General features: G+C 68.2%; 14 protein-coding genes and 1 tRNA gene. 7 read left to right on the top strand and 8 right to left on the bottom strand.

Features of this window, described 5'->3' with window-relative positions:
* Window positions 1–4 precede the first annotated feature (4 nt).
* Entirely contained in the window at window positions 5–1,306 is a 1,302-nt protein-coding gene (locus F4Y45_15480) for a hypothetical protein (protein MXY25905.1), read from the top strand.
* 44 nt (window positions 1,307–1,350) lie between these two features.
* Here F4Y45_15480 and F4Y45_15475 read toward each other — a convergent pair whose 3' ends face one another.
* From F4Y45_15475 to F4Y45_15465, 3 genes are read right to left on the bottom strand one after another with little or no spacing between them, the layout of a single operon-like run.
* A complete protein-coding gene (locus tag F4Y45_15475; protein ID MXY25904.1) occupies window positions 1,351–2,241 on the bottom strand; it encodes a sulfurtransferase FdhD in 891 nt (296 codons plus the stop codon).
* A 48-nt stretch (window positions 2,242–2,289) separates the two neighbouring features.
* The gene (locus F4Y45_15470; GenBank protein MXY25903.1) at window positions 2,290–3,225 is read right to left on the bottom strand and encodes a paraslipin; all 936 of its coding nucleotides are present in this window, start codon (window positions 3,223–3,225) and stop codon (window positions 2,290–2,292) included.
* A 29-nt stretch (window positions 3,226–3,254) separates the two neighbouring features.
* Window positions 3,255–3,704, bottom strand: coding sequence for a hypothetical protein (locus F4Y45_15465; GenBank protein MXY25902.1), 450 nt, complete (start codon window positions 3,702–3,704; stop codon window positions 3,255–3,257).
* Window positions 3,705–3,863: 159 nt separating this feature from the next.
* Here F4Y45_15465 and F4Y45_15460 point away from each other — a divergent pair, with 159 nt between their 5' ends.
* Together F4Y45_15460 and F4Y45_15455 are read left to right on the top strand one after the other, a co-directional pair.
* Window positions 3,864–4,157, top strand: a complete 294-nt coding sequence (locus tag F4Y45_15460) for a prevent-host-death protein (protein MXY25901.1) — start codon at window positions 3,864–3,866, stop codon at window positions 4,155–4,157.
* On the top strand, window positions 4,154–4,546 hold the full coding sequence (locus F4Y45_15455; GenBank protein MXY25900.1) for a type II toxin-antitoxin system VapC family toxin: 393 nt from the start codon (window positions 4,154–4,156) through the stop codon (window positions 4,544–4,546). Before F4Y45_15460 ends, F4Y45_15455 begins: the two co-directional genes overlap by 4 nt.
* A gap of 37 nt (window positions 4,547–4,583) precedes the next feature.
* On the opposite strand, the gene F4Y45_15450 is transcribed toward F4Y45_15455, so the two are convergent.
* Genes F4Y45_15450 through F4Y45_15440 form a run of 3 tightly spaced genes read right to left on the bottom strand, consistent with a single transcriptional unit; the run spans window position 4,584 to window position 7,997 of the window.
* A complete protein-coding gene (locus tag F4Y45_15450) occupies window positions 4,584–5,123 on the bottom strand; it encodes a PqqD family protein (protein ID MXY25899.1) in 540 nt (179 codons plus the stop codon).
* Window positions 5,006–6,976: an oligopeptide transporter, OPT family gene (locus F4Y45_15445; protein MXY25898.1), complete on the bottom strand. Its 1,971-nt coding sequence runs from the start codon at window positions 6,974–6,976 to the stop codon at window positions 5,006–5,008. The genes F4Y45_15450 and F4Y45_15445 overlap by 118 nt, the downstream gene beginning before the upstream one ends.
* A 7-nt stretch (window positions 6,977–6,983) precedes the next feature.
* A complete protein-coding gene (locus F4Y45_15440; GenBank protein ID MXY25897.1) occupies window positions 6,984–7,997 on the bottom strand; it encodes a hypothetical protein in 1,014 nt (337 codons plus the stop codon).
* Between the two features lie 144 nt (window positions 7,998–8,141).
* Between F4Y45_15440 and F4Y45_15435 the strand changes: the two genes are divergently transcribed.
* Window positions 8,142–9,056, top strand: a complete 915-nt coding sequence (locus F4Y45_15435) for a methylenetetrahydrofolate reductase [NAD(P)H] (GenBank protein MXY25896.1) — start codon at window positions 8,142–8,144, stop codon at window positions 9,054–9,056.
* Window positions 9,057–9,095: 39 nt separating this feature from the next.
* On the opposite strand, the gene F4Y45_15430 is transcribed toward F4Y45_15435, so the two are convergent.
* Window positions 9,096–11,474, bottom strand: a complete 2,379-nt coding sequence (locus F4Y45_15430; GenBank protein MXY25895.1) for a carbohydrate binding family 9 domain-containing protein — start codon at window positions 11,472–11,474, stop codon at window positions 9,096–9,098.
* Between the two features lie 124 nt (window positions 11,475–11,598).
* Here F4Y45_15430 and F4Y45_15425 point away from each other — a divergent pair, with 124 nt between their 5' ends.
* Complete coding sequence (locus tag F4Y45_15425; protein MXY25894.1) at window positions 11,599–12,654, top strand: DUF3500 domain-containing protein; 1,056 nt, start codon at window positions 11,599–11,601, stop codon at window positions 12,652–12,654.
* A gap of 5 nt (window positions 12,655–12,659) precedes the next feature.
* Here F4Y45_15425 and F4Y45_15420 read toward each other — a convergent pair whose 3' ends face one another.
* Window positions 12,660–13,976, bottom strand: a complete 1,317-nt coding sequence (locus F4Y45_15420) for a SpoIIE family protein phosphatase (GenBank protein MXY25893.1) — start codon at window positions 13,974–13,976, stop codon at window positions 12,660–12,662.
* A gap of 59 nt (window positions 13,977–14,035) precedes the next feature.
* Between F4Y45_15420 and F4Y45_15415 the strand changes: the two genes are divergently transcribed.
* Together F4Y45_15415 and F4Y45_15410 are read left to right on the top strand one after the other, a co-directional pair.
* Window positions 14,036–14,110: transfer RNA gene (locus F4Y45_15415), tRNA-His, on the top strand.
* 31 nt (window positions 14,111–14,141) lie between these two features.
* Entirely contained in the window at window positions 14,142–15,434 is a 1,293-nt protein-coding gene (locus F4Y45_15410; GenBank protein MXY25892.1) for an alkaline phosphatase family protein, read from the top strand.
* Window positions 15,435–15,501 lie beyond the last annotated feature (67 nt).

The raw sequence follows: 15,501 nt of genomic DNA, 5'->3' as shown, positions 1-15,501 counted from the left end.
GCTGATGCGCAAGGCATACCCGCTCTGCGTGACTCTGGCGCTCGGCGCGACGGTTTCGGTCGTCGCGCAGACGACCCAGCCCTCGCCGCCGCCGGAGCGGACGCTGATCGAGGCGGTTCAGCGTCTCGACGGCGATAGAGTGGCGGCGCTGATCGCCGCCGGAACCGACGTGAATAGGGCTCGCGAAGATGGGTCGACGCCGCTCGCCTGGGCCGCCGTGCGCGACAGCGAGGCAATTGCGGCGGCGCTGCTGGAAGCCGGGGCCGACCCGAACGTCACCGACGAGAACGGTGAAACGCCGTTGCTCCTGGCTTGTGCGAACGGCAATCTGGCGATCGCGCGCATGCTGCTCGATGCCGGCGCCGCCATCGAAGTGACACGCTGGAGTGGCGACACGCCACTGCTCCTGGCTGTCGATTCCGGGGCCGAAGCGTTGGTGAGATTGCTCCTCGATCGGGGCGCCGACGTCTCCATCGCCGAGTCGCGGATGGGCCAGACGCCGTTGATGTGGGCGGTCGCCGGTGGACGCACGGCCATCGCAAGGCTGCTGATCGCGCATGGCGCCGATGTCGGCGCCGTCTCCACAAACGGCTACCGGCCGATCCTCTTCGCAGCCGCCTCGGGCGATGTCGACAGCGCGCGCTCTCTGATCGACGCTGGCGCGGATCCCCACGTAACCGGTGGCGACGGCCAGACCGCGCTGCTGATCGCCGCGGCGGCCGGCCACGATGAGATAACCCGCCTCCTGCTCGACCGGGGCGCCGACCTCACCGTCCGCGACGCCGACGGGGCGACGGTGCTGCACGCGGTCGTTGCGCGGGGCAACGTCGATCTGGCGCGGGATCTCGTCGGCCGGGGCGCGGACGTCCACGTGCGCACCGGCGGGGCGGGCGGCGCCGCGTGGCGTCCGACCGGAGGACTCACGCCATTCCTCGCCGCCGCGCAGTCGGGCAACGTCGATATGATGCGTGCGTTGCTGGACCTGGGCGCCGAGCCGGCGGTGGAGACCTACGAGGGCGCTGGCGCCGTGCTGCTGGCCACCCGCAGTCGCGAGCTGGACGCGGTGCGGTTCGCGGTGGAGCTCGGTCTCGACGTCAACGCCTATCCTCGGGGTCGGCCCAGCGCGTTCCACACCGCCATTCGGGTCGGTGACGACGACATCGTCGAGTACCTGGCCGCCAATGGCGCCGACTTCACCGCCCGGGATCAGTACGGGCGGACCCCGTTGGAGGAAGCGGAGTTCGAGGCTCCGACTCACACCATCGAACTGATGCGACGGCTGACCGCGGAACACGGGGCGCGCTAGCGCGCCCTTGCGGGCGCGTCGGAAGTTTCGCTGGCGCGAAACTCCTACGGCGTAGGCTCCTGGCGGTCTTGGTCCTCGGGCGGCAGGTGCAGGTTGCCGCGCCCCCGGCCGGCGAAGGAGTAGAGCGTCATCCCGGCCGCGGAGGCCATATCCACGGCCACGCTGGAGGCGGCGCCGACCGCAACCATCAGGGGGATCCTCGCGGCGAGGGCTTTCTGGACCAGCTCGAAGCCGGCGCGGCCGCTCACCACCAGAATGCGGTCGTCGAGCGGCATCTCGTTGCGTAGCACGTAGTGGCCGATCACCTTGTCGACCGCGTTGTGCCGGCCGATGTCCTCGCGGACACAACTCAGCTCTCCGTCCATGCTGAAGATCCCCGCGGCGTGGATGCCGCCGGTGGCGTCGAAGAGCGACTGCGCGGCGCGGAGACGGCTTGGGAGTGCTTCGAGCCGGTCGATCAGGGCTGGCATCGCCTCGACCGGCTTGACCCGCGCCACCTCCTGGTTCAGCTCGTCGATGGATGACTTGCCGCAGACTCCGCATGCGGCCGTCGCCCGGAACTCGCGTTCCCGGTCCATGGCGGTGAGCGCCGGTTCGACCCGGGACTCGGCTCGGACGATCTCGACGCGGTCGCCGGCAAACCGCGTCACCCGGATATGCGCCTGGCCGCCGAGGCCGGACGAGCCGTCGCCGGCCACCGCGCGGAGTGACGCGATTCCGGCCGCGTCCGCTATCAGACCCTCGGCGTGGAGGAATCCGGCAGCGAGCTCCTCGTCGTCACCCGGCGTGCGCATGGTAACGACAAGCGGTTTGCCGTCGAGCCGGATTTCCAGGGGTTCCTCGACGACGACCAGGTCTTCGACCTGGTGTTCTCCGCGCCGGCGCACCGTCACCGCTCTCAGCGCGGGCGAGAGGACGGTTCTGGACGGCATCATCGGTTCATGGGGTGTACAGCCTGGGGTCGATATACTCCACTCTCGGCACTACCCCTTGCCGCTCGCATCCGATACCTCCTTCACGACGGACGTGGCGGCGCCGATCATGGAAGCCACGTCACTCAGATTGGACGGCACGATCAGGGTATTGCCTTCCTGCGCGAGGTTGCCGAACTGTTCCAGGTAGTTCTCGGCCACGCGGAGCTGCATCGCCTTGTCGCCGCCCTCCGCGTTGAGCGCTTCGGCCACCTTCTTCAACCCTTCCGCCGTTGCCTCCGCGACAGCCAGGATGGCGGCCGCCTCACCCTCCGCCTCGTTGATCTGCTGCTGCTTGGCCGCCTCGGACTCCTTGATCACGCGCTGCTTCTCGCCCTCGGCCTGGTTGACCTTGGCGTCACGCTCACCCTCCGACTGGAGGATGGTCGCGCGCTTCTCCCGCTCGGCGCGCATCTGCTTCTCCATCGCGCTCAGCACGTCGTGCGGCGGGTTGATGTTCTTGATCTCGTAGCGCAGCACCTTCACGCCCCACGGATTGGACGCCTCGTCGAGCTCCTCGACGACCCGCAGGTTGATGTGGCTGCGCTCCTCGAAGGTCCTGTCCAGCTCGATCTTGCCAATCTCGCTACGCAGGGTGGTCTGGGCGAGCTGCGAGATGGCGAACAGGTAGTTGCCGATGCCGTAGGACGCCTTGCGCGCGTCCATGACCTGCAGGTAGAGAACGCCGTCGACACCAACCTGCACGTTGTCCGCGGTGATGCAGATCTGCTCCTCGACATCGACCGCGCGCTCCTTCAGGCTGTGCCGATAAGCGACCCGCTCGACGAAGGGAATCAGGATGGCGAATCCCGATTCCAGGGTCCGCGAGTACTTCCCGAGGTTCTCGACGATGTAGGCATTCTGTTGCGGCACGACCACCGCCGTCTTCACGATGACGACGATGGCGGCGCCGGCGAGCACCAGGGCGACAATCAAACCCGCTTCCATAAGTGACTCCCCTCCTGTCGGTCCAGCAGCTAGCGTTCCCTGTTTTCCGGCGTATGCGCGGCGATCCGAAGCTCGACGCCATCGGCCTCGACTACCCGGGCGTCGGCGCCCGCCGCGATGGACGTGGCCCCGCTGTTAACGGCGTTCCAGTCGGTTCCCTGGAGGCGGACCCGCGTGCGCCCGCCGGGAGCTACCTCCTCGGTCACGACCACCACGGCGCCCACCGCCGGATGCTGCAACTCGGGCAGGCCCCCTCTCAGCCGGTCGTAGAGCTTCCGGCGAAACAGCACCATCAGGCCGATGGCCAGCACGGAGAATGCGACCCACTGCGCCCAGACCGGAAGAGCCAACCCGGCAAGCCCGAGAAGCCCCACGACAACCGCGGCGGCCCCCGCGAAGACGAGATAGAACGCGGCGTCCGTCATCAGCTCCCCGCCGATCAGGACGATTCCGACGATCAGCCAGCCCCACCAGGACATGTCGTGCCCCCCTGCGTCGCGCCGGGCAGGTTTCTTGCGGGAACACCTCGGCGGTTGTTTCCCCTCTGCTTCCAGTGTACACGCCGCAACGAAGCGCGCCGTTCCGAGGCAGCGAGAAGCCCTTGACTAGGTGGCCACTGGAAGCTACCTTTAGTGCGTATGCGATCCGTCGGGCTGAAGGTGCTCAACAACAAGCTGAGCGAATACGTGCGCTTGGCGGCCTCGGGCGAGACCGTGCTCGTGACGGACCGCGACCGCGTCGTCGCGGAGATCGTGCCCCCACGTGCCGAACGGAGCCCCATCCTCGCAGACGCTCTGCTCGCGGACATGGTGCGCAAGGGCGTTCTGACGCCTCCGGCAGCGCCCGGCGTGGGGCCGCCCCCGGCGCCGAAGCCGATCATGCAGATGGAAGAACTCCTCGCGATGCTGGACGAGGCTCGAAGCGACCGGTGATGTACATCGACGCGTCGGTCGCGTTGGCGCACCTCTTCCTTGAGGATCGACGGCCGCCGGCCGACTTCTGGGAAAACACGCTGACCGCCAGTCGCCTCCTCCAATACGAGATCTGGACCGTCCTGCACGCCGGCGCGTTCGCCGAATCCCACGGCGATGCCGCCACTGCGCTCCTCGGACGTATCGCCCTGTTGGAGCTGTCGCCGCCCGTTCTCTCTCGCGCGCTCGGCGCATTTCCCGTGTCCGTCCGGACCCTCGACGCCCTGCATCTGGCGTCAGCCGACTATCTGCGTCAGGAGGGACAGACCGTCGAGCTCGCCACCTACGACCGCCGGATGGCGGACGCCACCCGTACGATGGGTATCCCGTTGGTCAACCTGCCAGCCTGATCGCCGCACGAATCGCCCGCCTTCATGGAACGGGTCCTTACACGTCGATCATCCGCGACCGCAGCATCGAACGCACGAACCGCGCCAGCCGTTCCTCGGCCGGCTCGACGCGCTCGCCGAACGCTCGGCGCAGGCGCCCCGCGATCTCCGTCAGCGGCGTCTCGCCGTCGCACGCCTTCCAGATGAAGGTCCCGACGTCGTCGAGGCGTATGCGATAACAGGGATCGCCCAGCTTCGAGGCCAACCAGCGGCCGATGGTCCCCTCGCCGAACTGCGGACGCAGAACGACGCACCGCCCGTCATCCAGCTCGCGCCAGCCGAGGCAGCGACGCGGGCGGGAACTCCAGAAGGCGATGGCATCCGCAGACACCGCCCCGGCGGCATCCGAGGGCGAGGCTCCGGAGGCTTGCGCCCCGGCGCGGGTTTCGAGATCCTGGGCCGGGCGTGGCGGTATCGGGCTCACTTTCCGCCGCCGCGCATCGCGTTCAGCGGCATCCGGATCAGCATGTAGTAGAGCAGGATGAAGACCAGCGCGCCACCCAGCGCGCTGTTCGCGAACTGTGGCAGAACGAGCCACGGCAGCGCCGCGCTCGCCCCGACGACGAACGCCAGCAGGACCGCCATCAGCGCTTCCCCGGCAATGAACCCGGACGAGAGCAGCACGCCGGTATTGGTGGCGCGCGTGCGCTCCGCGTCCGTCGCCTGCCGCTCCCTCAGAGACCGCGACAGCCACCAGCTTACGAGACCGCCCACGAAGATCCCGGCCGTGGAGGGGAACGGCAGGTACATGCCGACCGCGATGAGCATCGGCGACGGCGCCTCGATGAGAATCAGGACACCGGCCAGCGCCATCCCGGTAAGCACCAGCGGCCACGCCATCTCGCCGCCGACGATCCCCTGCGATATGAGCGCCATCAGTCCCGCCTGCGGCGCCGGCAACTCCGGGCTGCCAATCTCGTAGACCTGATCCATCAGGATCATCGGCCAGATCAGCACCATGGCGGCGACGGTCACGCCGATCAGCTCGCCCACCTGCATCTTCCAGGGCGTGCCGCCCAGGATGTGCCCCACCTTCAGGTCCTGCAGCATGTCCCCGGAGATGCCGCACGCGCAACAGACCACTCCCGCCACCGCCAGCACGCCGAGGATGCCGCTGGACCCGGTGACGCCAATCCCGACCATCACGATGGCGGCGATCAGGAGGGTGCTGAGCGTCAGACCGCTGATGGGGTTGTTGGAGCTGCCCAGCAGGCCCACCAGGTAGCCGGCGACCGCGGCGAAGAGGAAGCCGAGGATCACCATCATGATCGTCAGCAGGATCGCGCCGCCGAAGCTCTCGCTGAAGTACCAGTAGAGGCCGAAGAGAGGAACGGAGAGGGCCGCGATGCCAATTCCCACCTTGCGGAAATTGATGTCGGTATCCTGCCGTCCGTTCCCCGCCCCGTGTGTCGCGCCGATATCGCCGAACGCCCGGCCGATCCCCTGGATCAGCGACGTCCGCAACTTGAAGAGGGTGTAGAACGCCGCAACGATCATCGTTCCGACCGCGAGGGGCCGAACCTGCCGGAGCCAGATCTCGGTGCTGAGCGCTTCGAACGCGGCGGGATCGGTTGCCTGCGCGGCGAGCTCGGGATTGAGATACAGACCGAGCGGCACCAGCAGGAGCCAGCTCATCACGGCGCCCGCGAACAGTGTCGCGGCAATCCGCGGGCCGACGATGAAGCCGACGCCGACGAGCGCCGGCGACGCGGCCGGCGACTGCAGCAGGAACCCGCCCACATAGCTGATCTGCTGCCCCAGCATTTCGATCGTCGAGCGGCCGAGGGAAACGAACGCCGTGGCGGAATCCGACACCAGCGTCACGCCATTGCTGTTCTTGACCAACTCCCACGCACCCGCCACCCCCATCGCCTTGAAGACGTAGGCGGCGCCGGTCTGCCGTCCGCCCTGCCCCGCCTTCACCAGCTCTGCGGCGGCCACCGACTCGGGGTACGGCAGCTCCGCCTCGACCACGAGGGTGCGGCGCAGGATGATGATGAAGAGCACGCCCAGCACGCCGCCCACCAGCATGATGGCGGTGCTCTCCCAGTAGCGCAGCTCGTCCCAGACGCCGCTGATGACGAAGGCGGGGATCGTGAAGATGGCGCCGGCCACCAGCGCCTCGCCGACTGACGCGGTCGTCCGCGCCATGTTCTCCTCGAGAATCGACCCGCCCAGGATCCGGAGCGCCGCCATGGCGACGACCGCGGCCGGGAAGGTGGCCGCCACCGTCAGGCCGGCGCGCATGCCGAGGTAGGCGTTAGCGGTGCCGAGCACGATCGCCATCGCCGTTCCCAGCAGGACGGCGCGGAACGTCAGCTCCGGCAGGTCGGAGCTCTCGGGAACGAACGGGACGAAGGGCCGGGACGAGCCGTCCGGCGACGACGCCATGCGCCCGCTACCGGGAGGCTTCGGCGTCCTCCGCGCGACCGCCGGCGAGGATGCCTTCCATACCGATATTGCCCTCGTGGCAGGCGTACTCGTACATCACGTCGTCCAGCGTCGCGAAAGGATACGCAACGGTCCACGGCCGTGTGTACATCTCCGGGTCATGCACCTCGATCTCGTACTCGAGGCTGTTGGGGCCGGTTCGCGTAAAGCGCTCGATCAGCGTCATGCCCTCACCCGAGCCGTCGTGCGAGTTGAAAACCGACCAGGGCTGCAGCCCGCTCACGCGTGGATCGAGATTCGTGGTGACCACTTCGAGCGTGTCACCGTCCCAGCGCCCGCGCGCGAGGCCGTTCCACTGACCGATGTTGCTGGAAACCGCCGCCCCGTCGCCGAGCGGAACGACACGCACCTCGTGCACCTGTTCGAGCAGCATCACGACATGATCCGGCGTCTGGAACAGTTGCATGTTGTTGTTGTAGGAGCGCGGGAACATCGCGTTGGGCATCCCGCCCCGCGTGACGCACCGTTCCCAGATGTGGCGATCCGCCGGCACGTTGTCCCCGCGCGGCTGGCTGACGGCGGCAATCTGTCCCCGCGGCGTCAGCGGCGGGAACCGGCCGTCGGACGGATCGACGATCATCGACGTGCGGTTCGTCCGGGCGCCCCGGTCCATCCAGAAGTTGTTGTAGGCGCCGACGTTGCCCCCTGCCTGGGTCCGCTGCGCGTCCGCGTTCAGCAGCTCCTCGTTGCGGGCGGCGATGCGGCCGCGAATCTGGGCCACCTCTTCGTCGGACAGCGTTTCGCGCCCCTCGTACTGGTCCGGGCGCTCCATCGGCGTCTCACCCGAGGAGGTCCAGATCGACTGGAGGTCCGGGTCACCCCACGGCAGCCGCGGCGCTTCCCACGATCCGCCGGCCGCGTCGGAAGCCGTAGACTGCGCGACGGCCGGCGCCGCCATCAACACCGGAACAAGGAACGCTCCGACCGCGATAGCGGCGAAACGGAAGCATCGAGCACTCATCTTGGGACCTCCTTCGGGGTCGTCGCGCGTCGCGAGGCCGACCTCACCCGTGGTTCGCCCGAATGTCGCACAGGCGTTGACCAAAATCAAGGCGCGGGCGTGTCGGGCTGGCCTCGGAGGTCTTTCCGGCCGACAATCACGGTCGTGAGGCGAATTCCCGATATCTACGCGGCGAAGCGCGCCACGGGACGCCCGGTGGTCTCCGTCGAGTTCTTTCCCCCGAAAACGCCGGCGGGAGAAGACCGGCTGTTCGATGAGGTGCTGCCGGCGCTGGGCGAGGCGCCTCCCGACTATTGCTCGGTCACCTACGGCGCCGGCGGCGGCACGCGTGGACGCACGCTGCAGATCGTCGACCGGATGCAGCGGGAGCACGGGCTGACGGCGATGGCGCACGTCACCTGCGTCAGCTTCACCCGCGGCGGCATGCAGACGTTTCTCGACGAGGCGGCCACCCTCGGTATCGAGAACATTCTGGCCCTCCGGGGCGATCCACCCGCGGACCAGCCCAACTTCCGCCGCCCGGAAGGCGGCTTCGACTACGCGTCCGACCTGATCGGCGTCATCCGCCGGACCCGTTCCGATGAGTTCGCGGTCGGATGCGCCGGGTTCCCGGAAGGACACCCCGACTGCGCGGAGGGGAAGCACGCCGACTGGGGCCACCTCAAGACCAAGGTCGACGCGGGTGCCGAGTTCGTCCTGACGCAACTCTTTTTCGACAACGCCTACTACTTCGAGATGGTCGACTATGTGACCGGCGCGCTCGGCGTAACGGTGCCGATCACGCCGGGCATCCTCCCCATCCTGAACACGAAGCAGATAAAGCGCTTCACCGCCCTGTGCGGCGCCACGCTTCCGCCGCCGCTCCTCGCGGAGCTCGATCGCCTCGGCGACGACGACGCGTCGGTCACCGCCTTCGGTATCGACTACGCCACCCGCCAGTGCGAAGCGCTACTCGCCGCCGGCGCCCCCGGCCTGCACCTCTATGGTCTCAACCGCGCCCATTCGCCGCTGGCCATCCTCCGGAACCTGGGGCTGGCCCAGCAACCGGCGTCGGCGTGATCCGCGGCGGCCGCCGCGACACTCCGGTGCGAAGACGGATCACCGGAACAGCCGGGTCACCTTGACCACGAAGCCCCGATTGCGAAGCTCCGCGTAGCGATCCGGTCGAAGCGGTTCGATGTTCTGTTCCTCCGTGTAGACGACGAACAGCTCGCTGCCCGGCGTGTACTCCCAACGAAGGCGGAGGTTGGTTCCGACGGTGTGATTCGTCGAGTTGTACTGGAGAAGGCCGCTGAAGAACATGCGGGGCGAAAAGGTGTAGTTGACCCGGGTCACGGCCAGGTCGGTCCGGGCGGAAGCGTGCGGAAGCTCGATCCAGTTGAACGAAAGGCTCGGTTCGACGGAGAAGTTGGGAAAGAGGTCCATCCGGCCCCGGCTAATGCCGATCGACCGGATGGCGCCGCCGAAATAGCCGCCGGCCGTCACGTCGACGCGGCCCTGCAGCGGCCGCTGGGGGCCGAGCGCGTAGGTAACCTGCGCGTCGCTGAAGCGATACGCGCCGGCCGGAATGGAAACGCCACGTCCCGGGGAGAAGGGTTCGCGCACCAGCTCGTAACTGTCGCTGACCCGGACACCGACCTGATCGCTGTTCTCGAACTCGGTCTGGAACGCCAACTGCGCCTGGCGGGTCTCGAGGCTGCCGCTGTCGGCCGTCAGGAAGTAGTCGAAGCTCCCTTCGAGGACGAACTGCCGCACCGCCTCGATGGTTGCCGGGCGGGGACTGAAGCGGCCGGAGACCGACGTCCGCCGGAAGTTATCCCGGCGAACGAAGCCTACCTCGGGACGGAAATTGTCCTCCACCAGCAGATGGTCCAGCTCGAAGCCGTACCGGTCCGCGCCGTAGTCGAAACGCGCCTGGTAGCTGGTGTCACGACCGGTGAGCCCGCCGGTTCGGGTCCGCGCGTAGTAGCCGAGCAGGTTGACGCTGTCGAAGAACGAGAAGACCGCATCGGCCCCGATCGCCTGGTTCGCGCCGTCTCCCGCCAGCGAGACCGACCGGTTCGTCGCGATCATGCCGACGCTGCTGCGGCGCAGCAGGTCGCGCTTGATGCGCAGCACGCTGAAGTTCGTCCCGGCGACACCGGCGTCCGCCAGCCGCTCGGTCTGGATGTTCATCACGCCGACGTCGAACGCGCCCACCTTCCCGGTCAGCCGTCCGCCGCCCAGAATCGGCACGACTTCGCGTCCCTGCAGGCCGATCCGCCGGCTGTAGAAGATGGTCGGCGCGTCGCCGCCACCGAACACGCTCTGCCGGCGCAGGCTGCGCGCCGTCCGGAAGCTGCCGCGCGCGAACTCGAAGATGCCGCGTCCCTCGAGGAAGAACTCCCGCTTTTCCGGAAAGAACAAGTTGAACCGCGTCAGGTTCACCTGCTGTTCGTCCACTTCCACCTGGGCAAAGTCGGTGTTGTAGGTGAAGTCGGCGGTCAGGTTCTGCGTCAGGCCGTACTTGACGTCCACTCCGCCGTCTCCGCTACCGTCATTGACGCGCGGCGTGGCCGCCGTCAGATCCGTGGTCACGCCGCCAATGGCGTACGGCTTGATCTCCAGGTTCCGGCTGACCGGCGGCGCTTCGAGTCCCACCAGCGTTCCCGCCGCGGAAACGCGAAAGACGCCGCCCCGCCCGCCGAACCCGGCGGCGGAAATCGGGATCAGCGTGAGGTAGGACCACTCGTTCTTGCGCATCACGGTGCGGCGGAGCTGGATGCCCCACACCTGCTCGCGTCCCGGACGGTAGCGGAGCGACTTGAACGGCACGACCATCTCGATCGTCCAGCCTCCGTCGAACCGTCCCGTCTGCACGTCCCAGACCGGGTTCCAGTCGCGGTTCGGATTGCCCTCGTTCGTAATCGCCTGATCGACGAAGCCGCCGATCGGGTTGGCGTAGAAGAGAAGCGCGTTGCGCCGGTCGTAGAAGGTGTCGATCAGAAAGCCGAACAGGTCGTTGTTCAGCATGTTGAACGCGTCGCGCCGCAACTCGGTCGCCACCCATTCCTCCGGCGGCGCGCTCTCCCAGCAGCGGCCGGAGATGTAGAGGTTCTCCTCGTCGAACATCACCCAGGCGTCCGTCCGCTCGGTGGCGCGGGCGCCTTCATCGGGTAGCTGCTGAATAAAGTCGGAGACCGGCGCGACCGTCTCGTAAACCGGTTCGTCCAACCGTCCGTCCACCCGCAACGGCGTGGCGAGCCGGATGGCGCGGATGGTCGCCTGCCCTCCGTCCCGGGAGATCACGGCCGGCGGAACCGGCGGGGGCGGCCCGTCGATGGGGACCGCGGGCGCGGCGGCCTCGGTGGGTTGCGGCGCCGGCGTGCCGGCGGAGACGGACGGCTCCTGCGTGACGGCGACGATTGGACCGGTGAGGACAGCCACCGCTACCAGCGCAGCCGCCGGCGCCTGGGCGACGCTGGCACGGGAGATCATGGTGATGAACAGCTAGCAGCCGGGATCGTCCCATATTCGGCCGATCCGGACCACCGCCGGGGTCCTTGACGCCTACTTCCGGGCGGTTGTAGGCTCGCTGCACGACCCCGCACAGGAGGGACCTATGAAGGTTTCGGCCCGTTTCATTCCGATCATCGTCTTCGCGTTCGGCATCGCCACGCTCGGCGCGGTCACCATGCAGGACAACGCCGGCCAGACCGCTGCCATGACGAAGGCCGCCCAGGCGTTCGTCGAAACACTGACGGCGGAGCAGAAGACCGCCGTGATGTTCCCGTTCAACGGCGAAGATCGCCTTGACTGGCATTTCATCCCCCGCGAGCGCAAGGGTGTGGCGCTCAAGACGATGACCGAGGAGCAGCAGGCAGCCGGGCTGGCGCTGGTCCAGGCGAGCCTGAGCGCCGAGGGCTACGACAAGGCGGAGCGGATCCGCCAGCTCGAGCAGATCCTCTTCGAGCGGGAGGGGCGTGATATCCGCGACACGGAGCTCTACTTCTTCATGATCTTCGGTGAGCCGTCGGACAGCGGGACGTGGGGCTGGCGCTACGAAGGGCACCACATTTCGCACAGCTGGACGGTAATCAACGGCGCCCTCAGCTCGACCACGCCACAGTTCTTCGGCACGAATCCCGCCTACGTCCGTGAGGGTTCGGAGGCCGGCGAGCGGGTGCTGAACGCGGAGGACTACCTGGCCCGGACGCTGCTCGGGTCGCTGTCCAGCGAGCAGCTCGCCGACGCGATCGTCGCCGACGAGGCGCCGGACGACATCCTGACGACCTCGGACCGCGAAGCGGCCATGCAGGAGGATGTGGGCGTCGCCTATTCCGCGTTGAACGGCGACCAGCAGGCGACCCTCTGGGCCCTCATCGAGGAATACGCCGCAGTTCAGCCCGCGCCGGTCGCCGCCGAGCGGCTCTCGAAGGTGCGGGCGGCCGGCCTCGACAACATCAAGTTCGCCTGGATGGGAAGCGTCATGCAGGATGAACCCCACTACTACCGGGTGCAGGGGCCGACGTTCCTGATCGAGTACGACAACGTGCAGAACACGGCGAACCACGTCCACTCGGTCTGGCGCGATTTCGACGGGGACTTCGGGCGCGACCTGCTGGCCGAGCACTACCAGCAGTACCCGCACGGCGTCGAAACCGTCAACGCCAACTAGGAACGCTACGACGGTAGCGGATGCGGGTCCGCGGGCGCCGTGGACTTGATGACCACCAGCGTCCGATCGTCAGTCTGCATGCCGCCACTGAAGCGGTGCACCTGCTGCATCACGCGGCTGCACATCTCCGTCGCGCCCGCGTCCGCCGACTGACGGATTGTCTCGATGAGGCGGGCGCGGCCGAACTCCTCGCCCTCCGCGTTCGTCTGTTCGACGATCCCGTCGGTGTAGAGGACGAGTACGTCGCCCGCCTCGAACGCCGCGTGGCCCTCGAAATAGCGCGGTGATTCGAACAGGCCGAGCGGTACGCCGCCCTCGGTGAAGAGTTCCACCTCGCCGTCCGCCCGGATCAGGAGCGGCGGGACGTGTCCGGCGTTGACGTACAGAAGGCGTTGCGCCTGGACGTCGAGCACCATGTAGCAGAGGGTGACGTAGCGTCCCTCCTCCACCGACTGGTGAAAGAAACGGTTGGCGCGACGCATCACGGCGCGGACCGCCAGTTCGTGCCCCACCAGCGAGGCCATCGACGCGCGCGTGGCCGCCGCCATCAGGGCGGCCGCGATTCCCTTGCCGACGACGTCGGCGATGACGACCCCCCACCGGTCCTCCGGCAGCGGCATGAACTCGTAGTAGTCCCCTCCCACTGCCCGCGACGACTCGTGCACGCCGGCGATGTCGAAACCCTCCAGCGACGGCACGGCGCGCGGCAGCAGCTCCTCCATCACGTCCCGCGCCAATTGCAACTCGCTGTCGAGGCGGCGGCGGTTGTGCACCTCCTCGATCAACCGGGCGTTCTCGATGATGACCGCCACCGCCAGCGCGTAGACCTCGACCGCTTCCAGCGCCGCGTCGTCGTAGCCATTCGAGCGGTCCGACCAGAGATCCAGCGCTCCCCGGATCCGGCCGCCAGTGCCGATGAGCGGGACGATCAGGCGAGAGTGAGCGACGTCGCGCCCCTCACAGGCCCCCGCCTGATCGTGCAACGACAGGGGGCTACTGCCCGCGAGGACCCGCCCGACGACGCCGTGATCGTCGAACGGGGCACGCATGTCGACCGGTACCGGGTTGACGCAACCGCGCGCCAGACTGTGCGAAACCCGCTCCCCCAGCGTGTCGACGACGTAAATACCTGCGGCATCGTGATCGACCAGCGACACCAGGCCGTCGAGCACGCCGTTCAGAAGGCGGGCGGCATCGGTGGCCTCGTTCGCCAGCCGGAACGCCTCGGCCATCACGCGGGCGGCGTTGATTGCTTCACTGTCGACCCTGGCGGTAGGCCGGGCGTCGCGCCGGGCCGCGGTCTCGGGAGCCATGAGCCTCATTGTAGCGGGCGGGACTGCTACAATGCGGGTTTGCCCGGATCCCGGACCAAGCTTCCGTGGTGAGTGTAGCTCAATGGTAGAGCACCGGACTGTGGCTCCGGATGTTGCGGGTTCGATCCCCGTCACTCACCCCAGTACCCCTCTCTACCGGTTGCGGCGGGCGCTGTGAGCCCAAGGCGAACGACCGCCGCGCTCGGCAGCATCTGGCTTGCGGTTGTGGCCGCCTGCGCGGCTGCCGAACCCGTCCGGCCCGCATCGGGCCCGTCGACGCCGGCCGGAACCGGTGGCACCAACGATCCGTCGGTCTACGACCGGCCGCACGTCGTGCTGGTGTCGTTCGACGGCTTCCATCCGGCGTACCTCGACCGCTTCGAAACACCCAACTTCGCTAGTCTCGCCGAGCGCGGCATGGCGGCCGAGGGACTCGTGCCGGTCTTCCCGTCGCTCACCTTCCCGTCGCATTACTCGATCGCCACCGGCCTCTATCCGGGCGCGCACGGGATCGCCGGCAACCGCTTCTGGGATCCCGTACGGAACGACGAGTTCAACTACCGCGACCCGGAGGATCCGCGAGACGGATCGTGGTGGCTCGGCGAGCCGATCTGGGTCACCGCCGAGGAGCAGGGCATGGTGGCGGCGGCGTTCTTCTTCCCCGGTACGGAAGCGGCCATCGGCGGCATCCGCCCCAGTCACTACTTTCCCTACGACGGCAGCGTGCCGAACCGGATGCGCGTGGCACAGACGCTCGACTGGCTGGCCCTGCCGCCGGAGCGCCGCCCGCACGTGATCACCCTCTACTTCTCGCTCGTCGACAGCAATGGCCACCGGCTGGGACCGGACCATCCCGGCATGCGCGACAGCGTCGAGACCGCCGACGGGCTGCTGGGCGATCTGATGGCGGGGGTCGACGCGCTGCCGCACGCCGACCGGGTCGCACTGGTGGTGCTGTCGGATCACGGGATGGCGACGCCCGACCCCGACCTGACGGAGACGTTGCCGGAATCCGTAGATCTGACTGACGTCCGGGCAGTGCCGGCCGGGCCGTCGATCAGCCTGCACACCGGCGACGATGCGCGGAGCCGTGCGCTGCGCGATGCGCTGAATGCCGAACTCACGCACGCACGCGCCTGGCTTCGCGAGGAACTGCCGGAACATCTGCACGCGCGGGATAACGCGAGCCTCGGAGAGGTCATGGTGATTCCGGACGGGGCGGGCATGGTGCAACTGCCCGGCGGCCGCGCACCGCCCGCCGGCATGCATGGCTGGGACCCCCGCCTGCCCTCGATGCACGGCATCTTCTTCGCCGTGGGCCCCGGGATCGCGGAAGGGGTGGTGCTGCCACCGGTCGAAGCCGTCGATGTCTACCCGCTGATCGCCCATCTGCTGGGGCTGACCCCCGCGGACGGCGTTGCCGGATCGCTGGAGCCGTTCCGGCCGGCTCTCCGGGCGGCGCCGTAGCCGCAGTAGCCCGGACCCCGGCGACACCCACCCGCCCCGGAGCTCGGAGGAAAGCAAGTGCCCCGGG

The sequence above is a fragment of the Acidobacteriota bacterium genome, assembly GCA_009838525.1.
Taxonomy (GTDB): domain Bacteria; phylum Acidobacteriota; class Vicinamibacteria; order Vicinamibacterales; family UBA8438; genus VXRJ01.
The sequence above is the reverse complement of the archived record's forward strand: the minus strand, read 5'-3'. Positions and strand labels throughout refer to the sequence as shown.

What these genes read in the sequence shown, in the direction of transcription:
- F4Y45_15480 (MXY25905.1), top strand. Translation starts at nt 5, where the DNA reads ATGCGCAAGGCATACCCGCTCTGCGTGACTCTGGCGCTCGGCGCGACG.
- F4Y45_15475 (MXY25904.1), bottom strand. Translation starts at nt 2,241, where the DNA reads ATGATGCCGTCCAGAACCGTCCTCTCGCCCGCGCTGAGAGCGGTGACG.
- F4Y45_15470 (MXY25903.1), bottom strand. Translation starts at nt 3,225, where the DNA reads ATGGAAGCGGGTTTGATTGTCGCCCTGGTGCTCGCCGGCGCCGCCATC.
- F4Y45_15465 (MXY25902.1), bottom strand. Translation starts at nt 3,704, where the DNA reads ATGTCCTGGTGGGGCTGGCTGATCGTCGGAATCGTCCTGATCGGCGGG.
- F4Y45_15460 (MXY25901.1), top strand. Translation starts at nt 3,864, where the DNA reads ATGCGATCCGTCGGGCTGAAGGTGCTCAACAACAAGCTGAGCGAATAC.
- F4Y45_15445 (MXY25898.1), bottom strand. Translation starts at nt 6,976, where the DNA reads ATGGCGTCGTCGCCGGACGGCTCGTCCCGGCCCTTCGTCCCGTTCGTT.
- F4Y45_15440 (MXY25897.1), bottom strand. Translation starts at nt 7,997, where the DNA reads ATGAGTGCTCGATGCTTCCGTTTCGCCGCTATCGCGGTCGGAGCGTTC.
- F4Y45_15430 (MXY25895.1), bottom strand. Translation starts at nt 11,474, where the DNA reads ATGATCTCCCGTGCCAGCGTCGCCCAGGCGCCGGCGGCTGCGCTGGTA.
- F4Y45_15425 (MXY25894.1), top strand. Translation starts at nt 11,599, where the DNA reads ATGAAGGTTTCGGCCCGTTTCATTCCGATCATCGTCTTCGCGTTCGGC.
- F4Y45_15420 (MXY25893.1), bottom strand. Translation starts at nt 13,976, where the DNA reads ATGAGGCTCATGGCTCCCGAGACCGCGGCCCGGCGCGACGCCCGGCCT.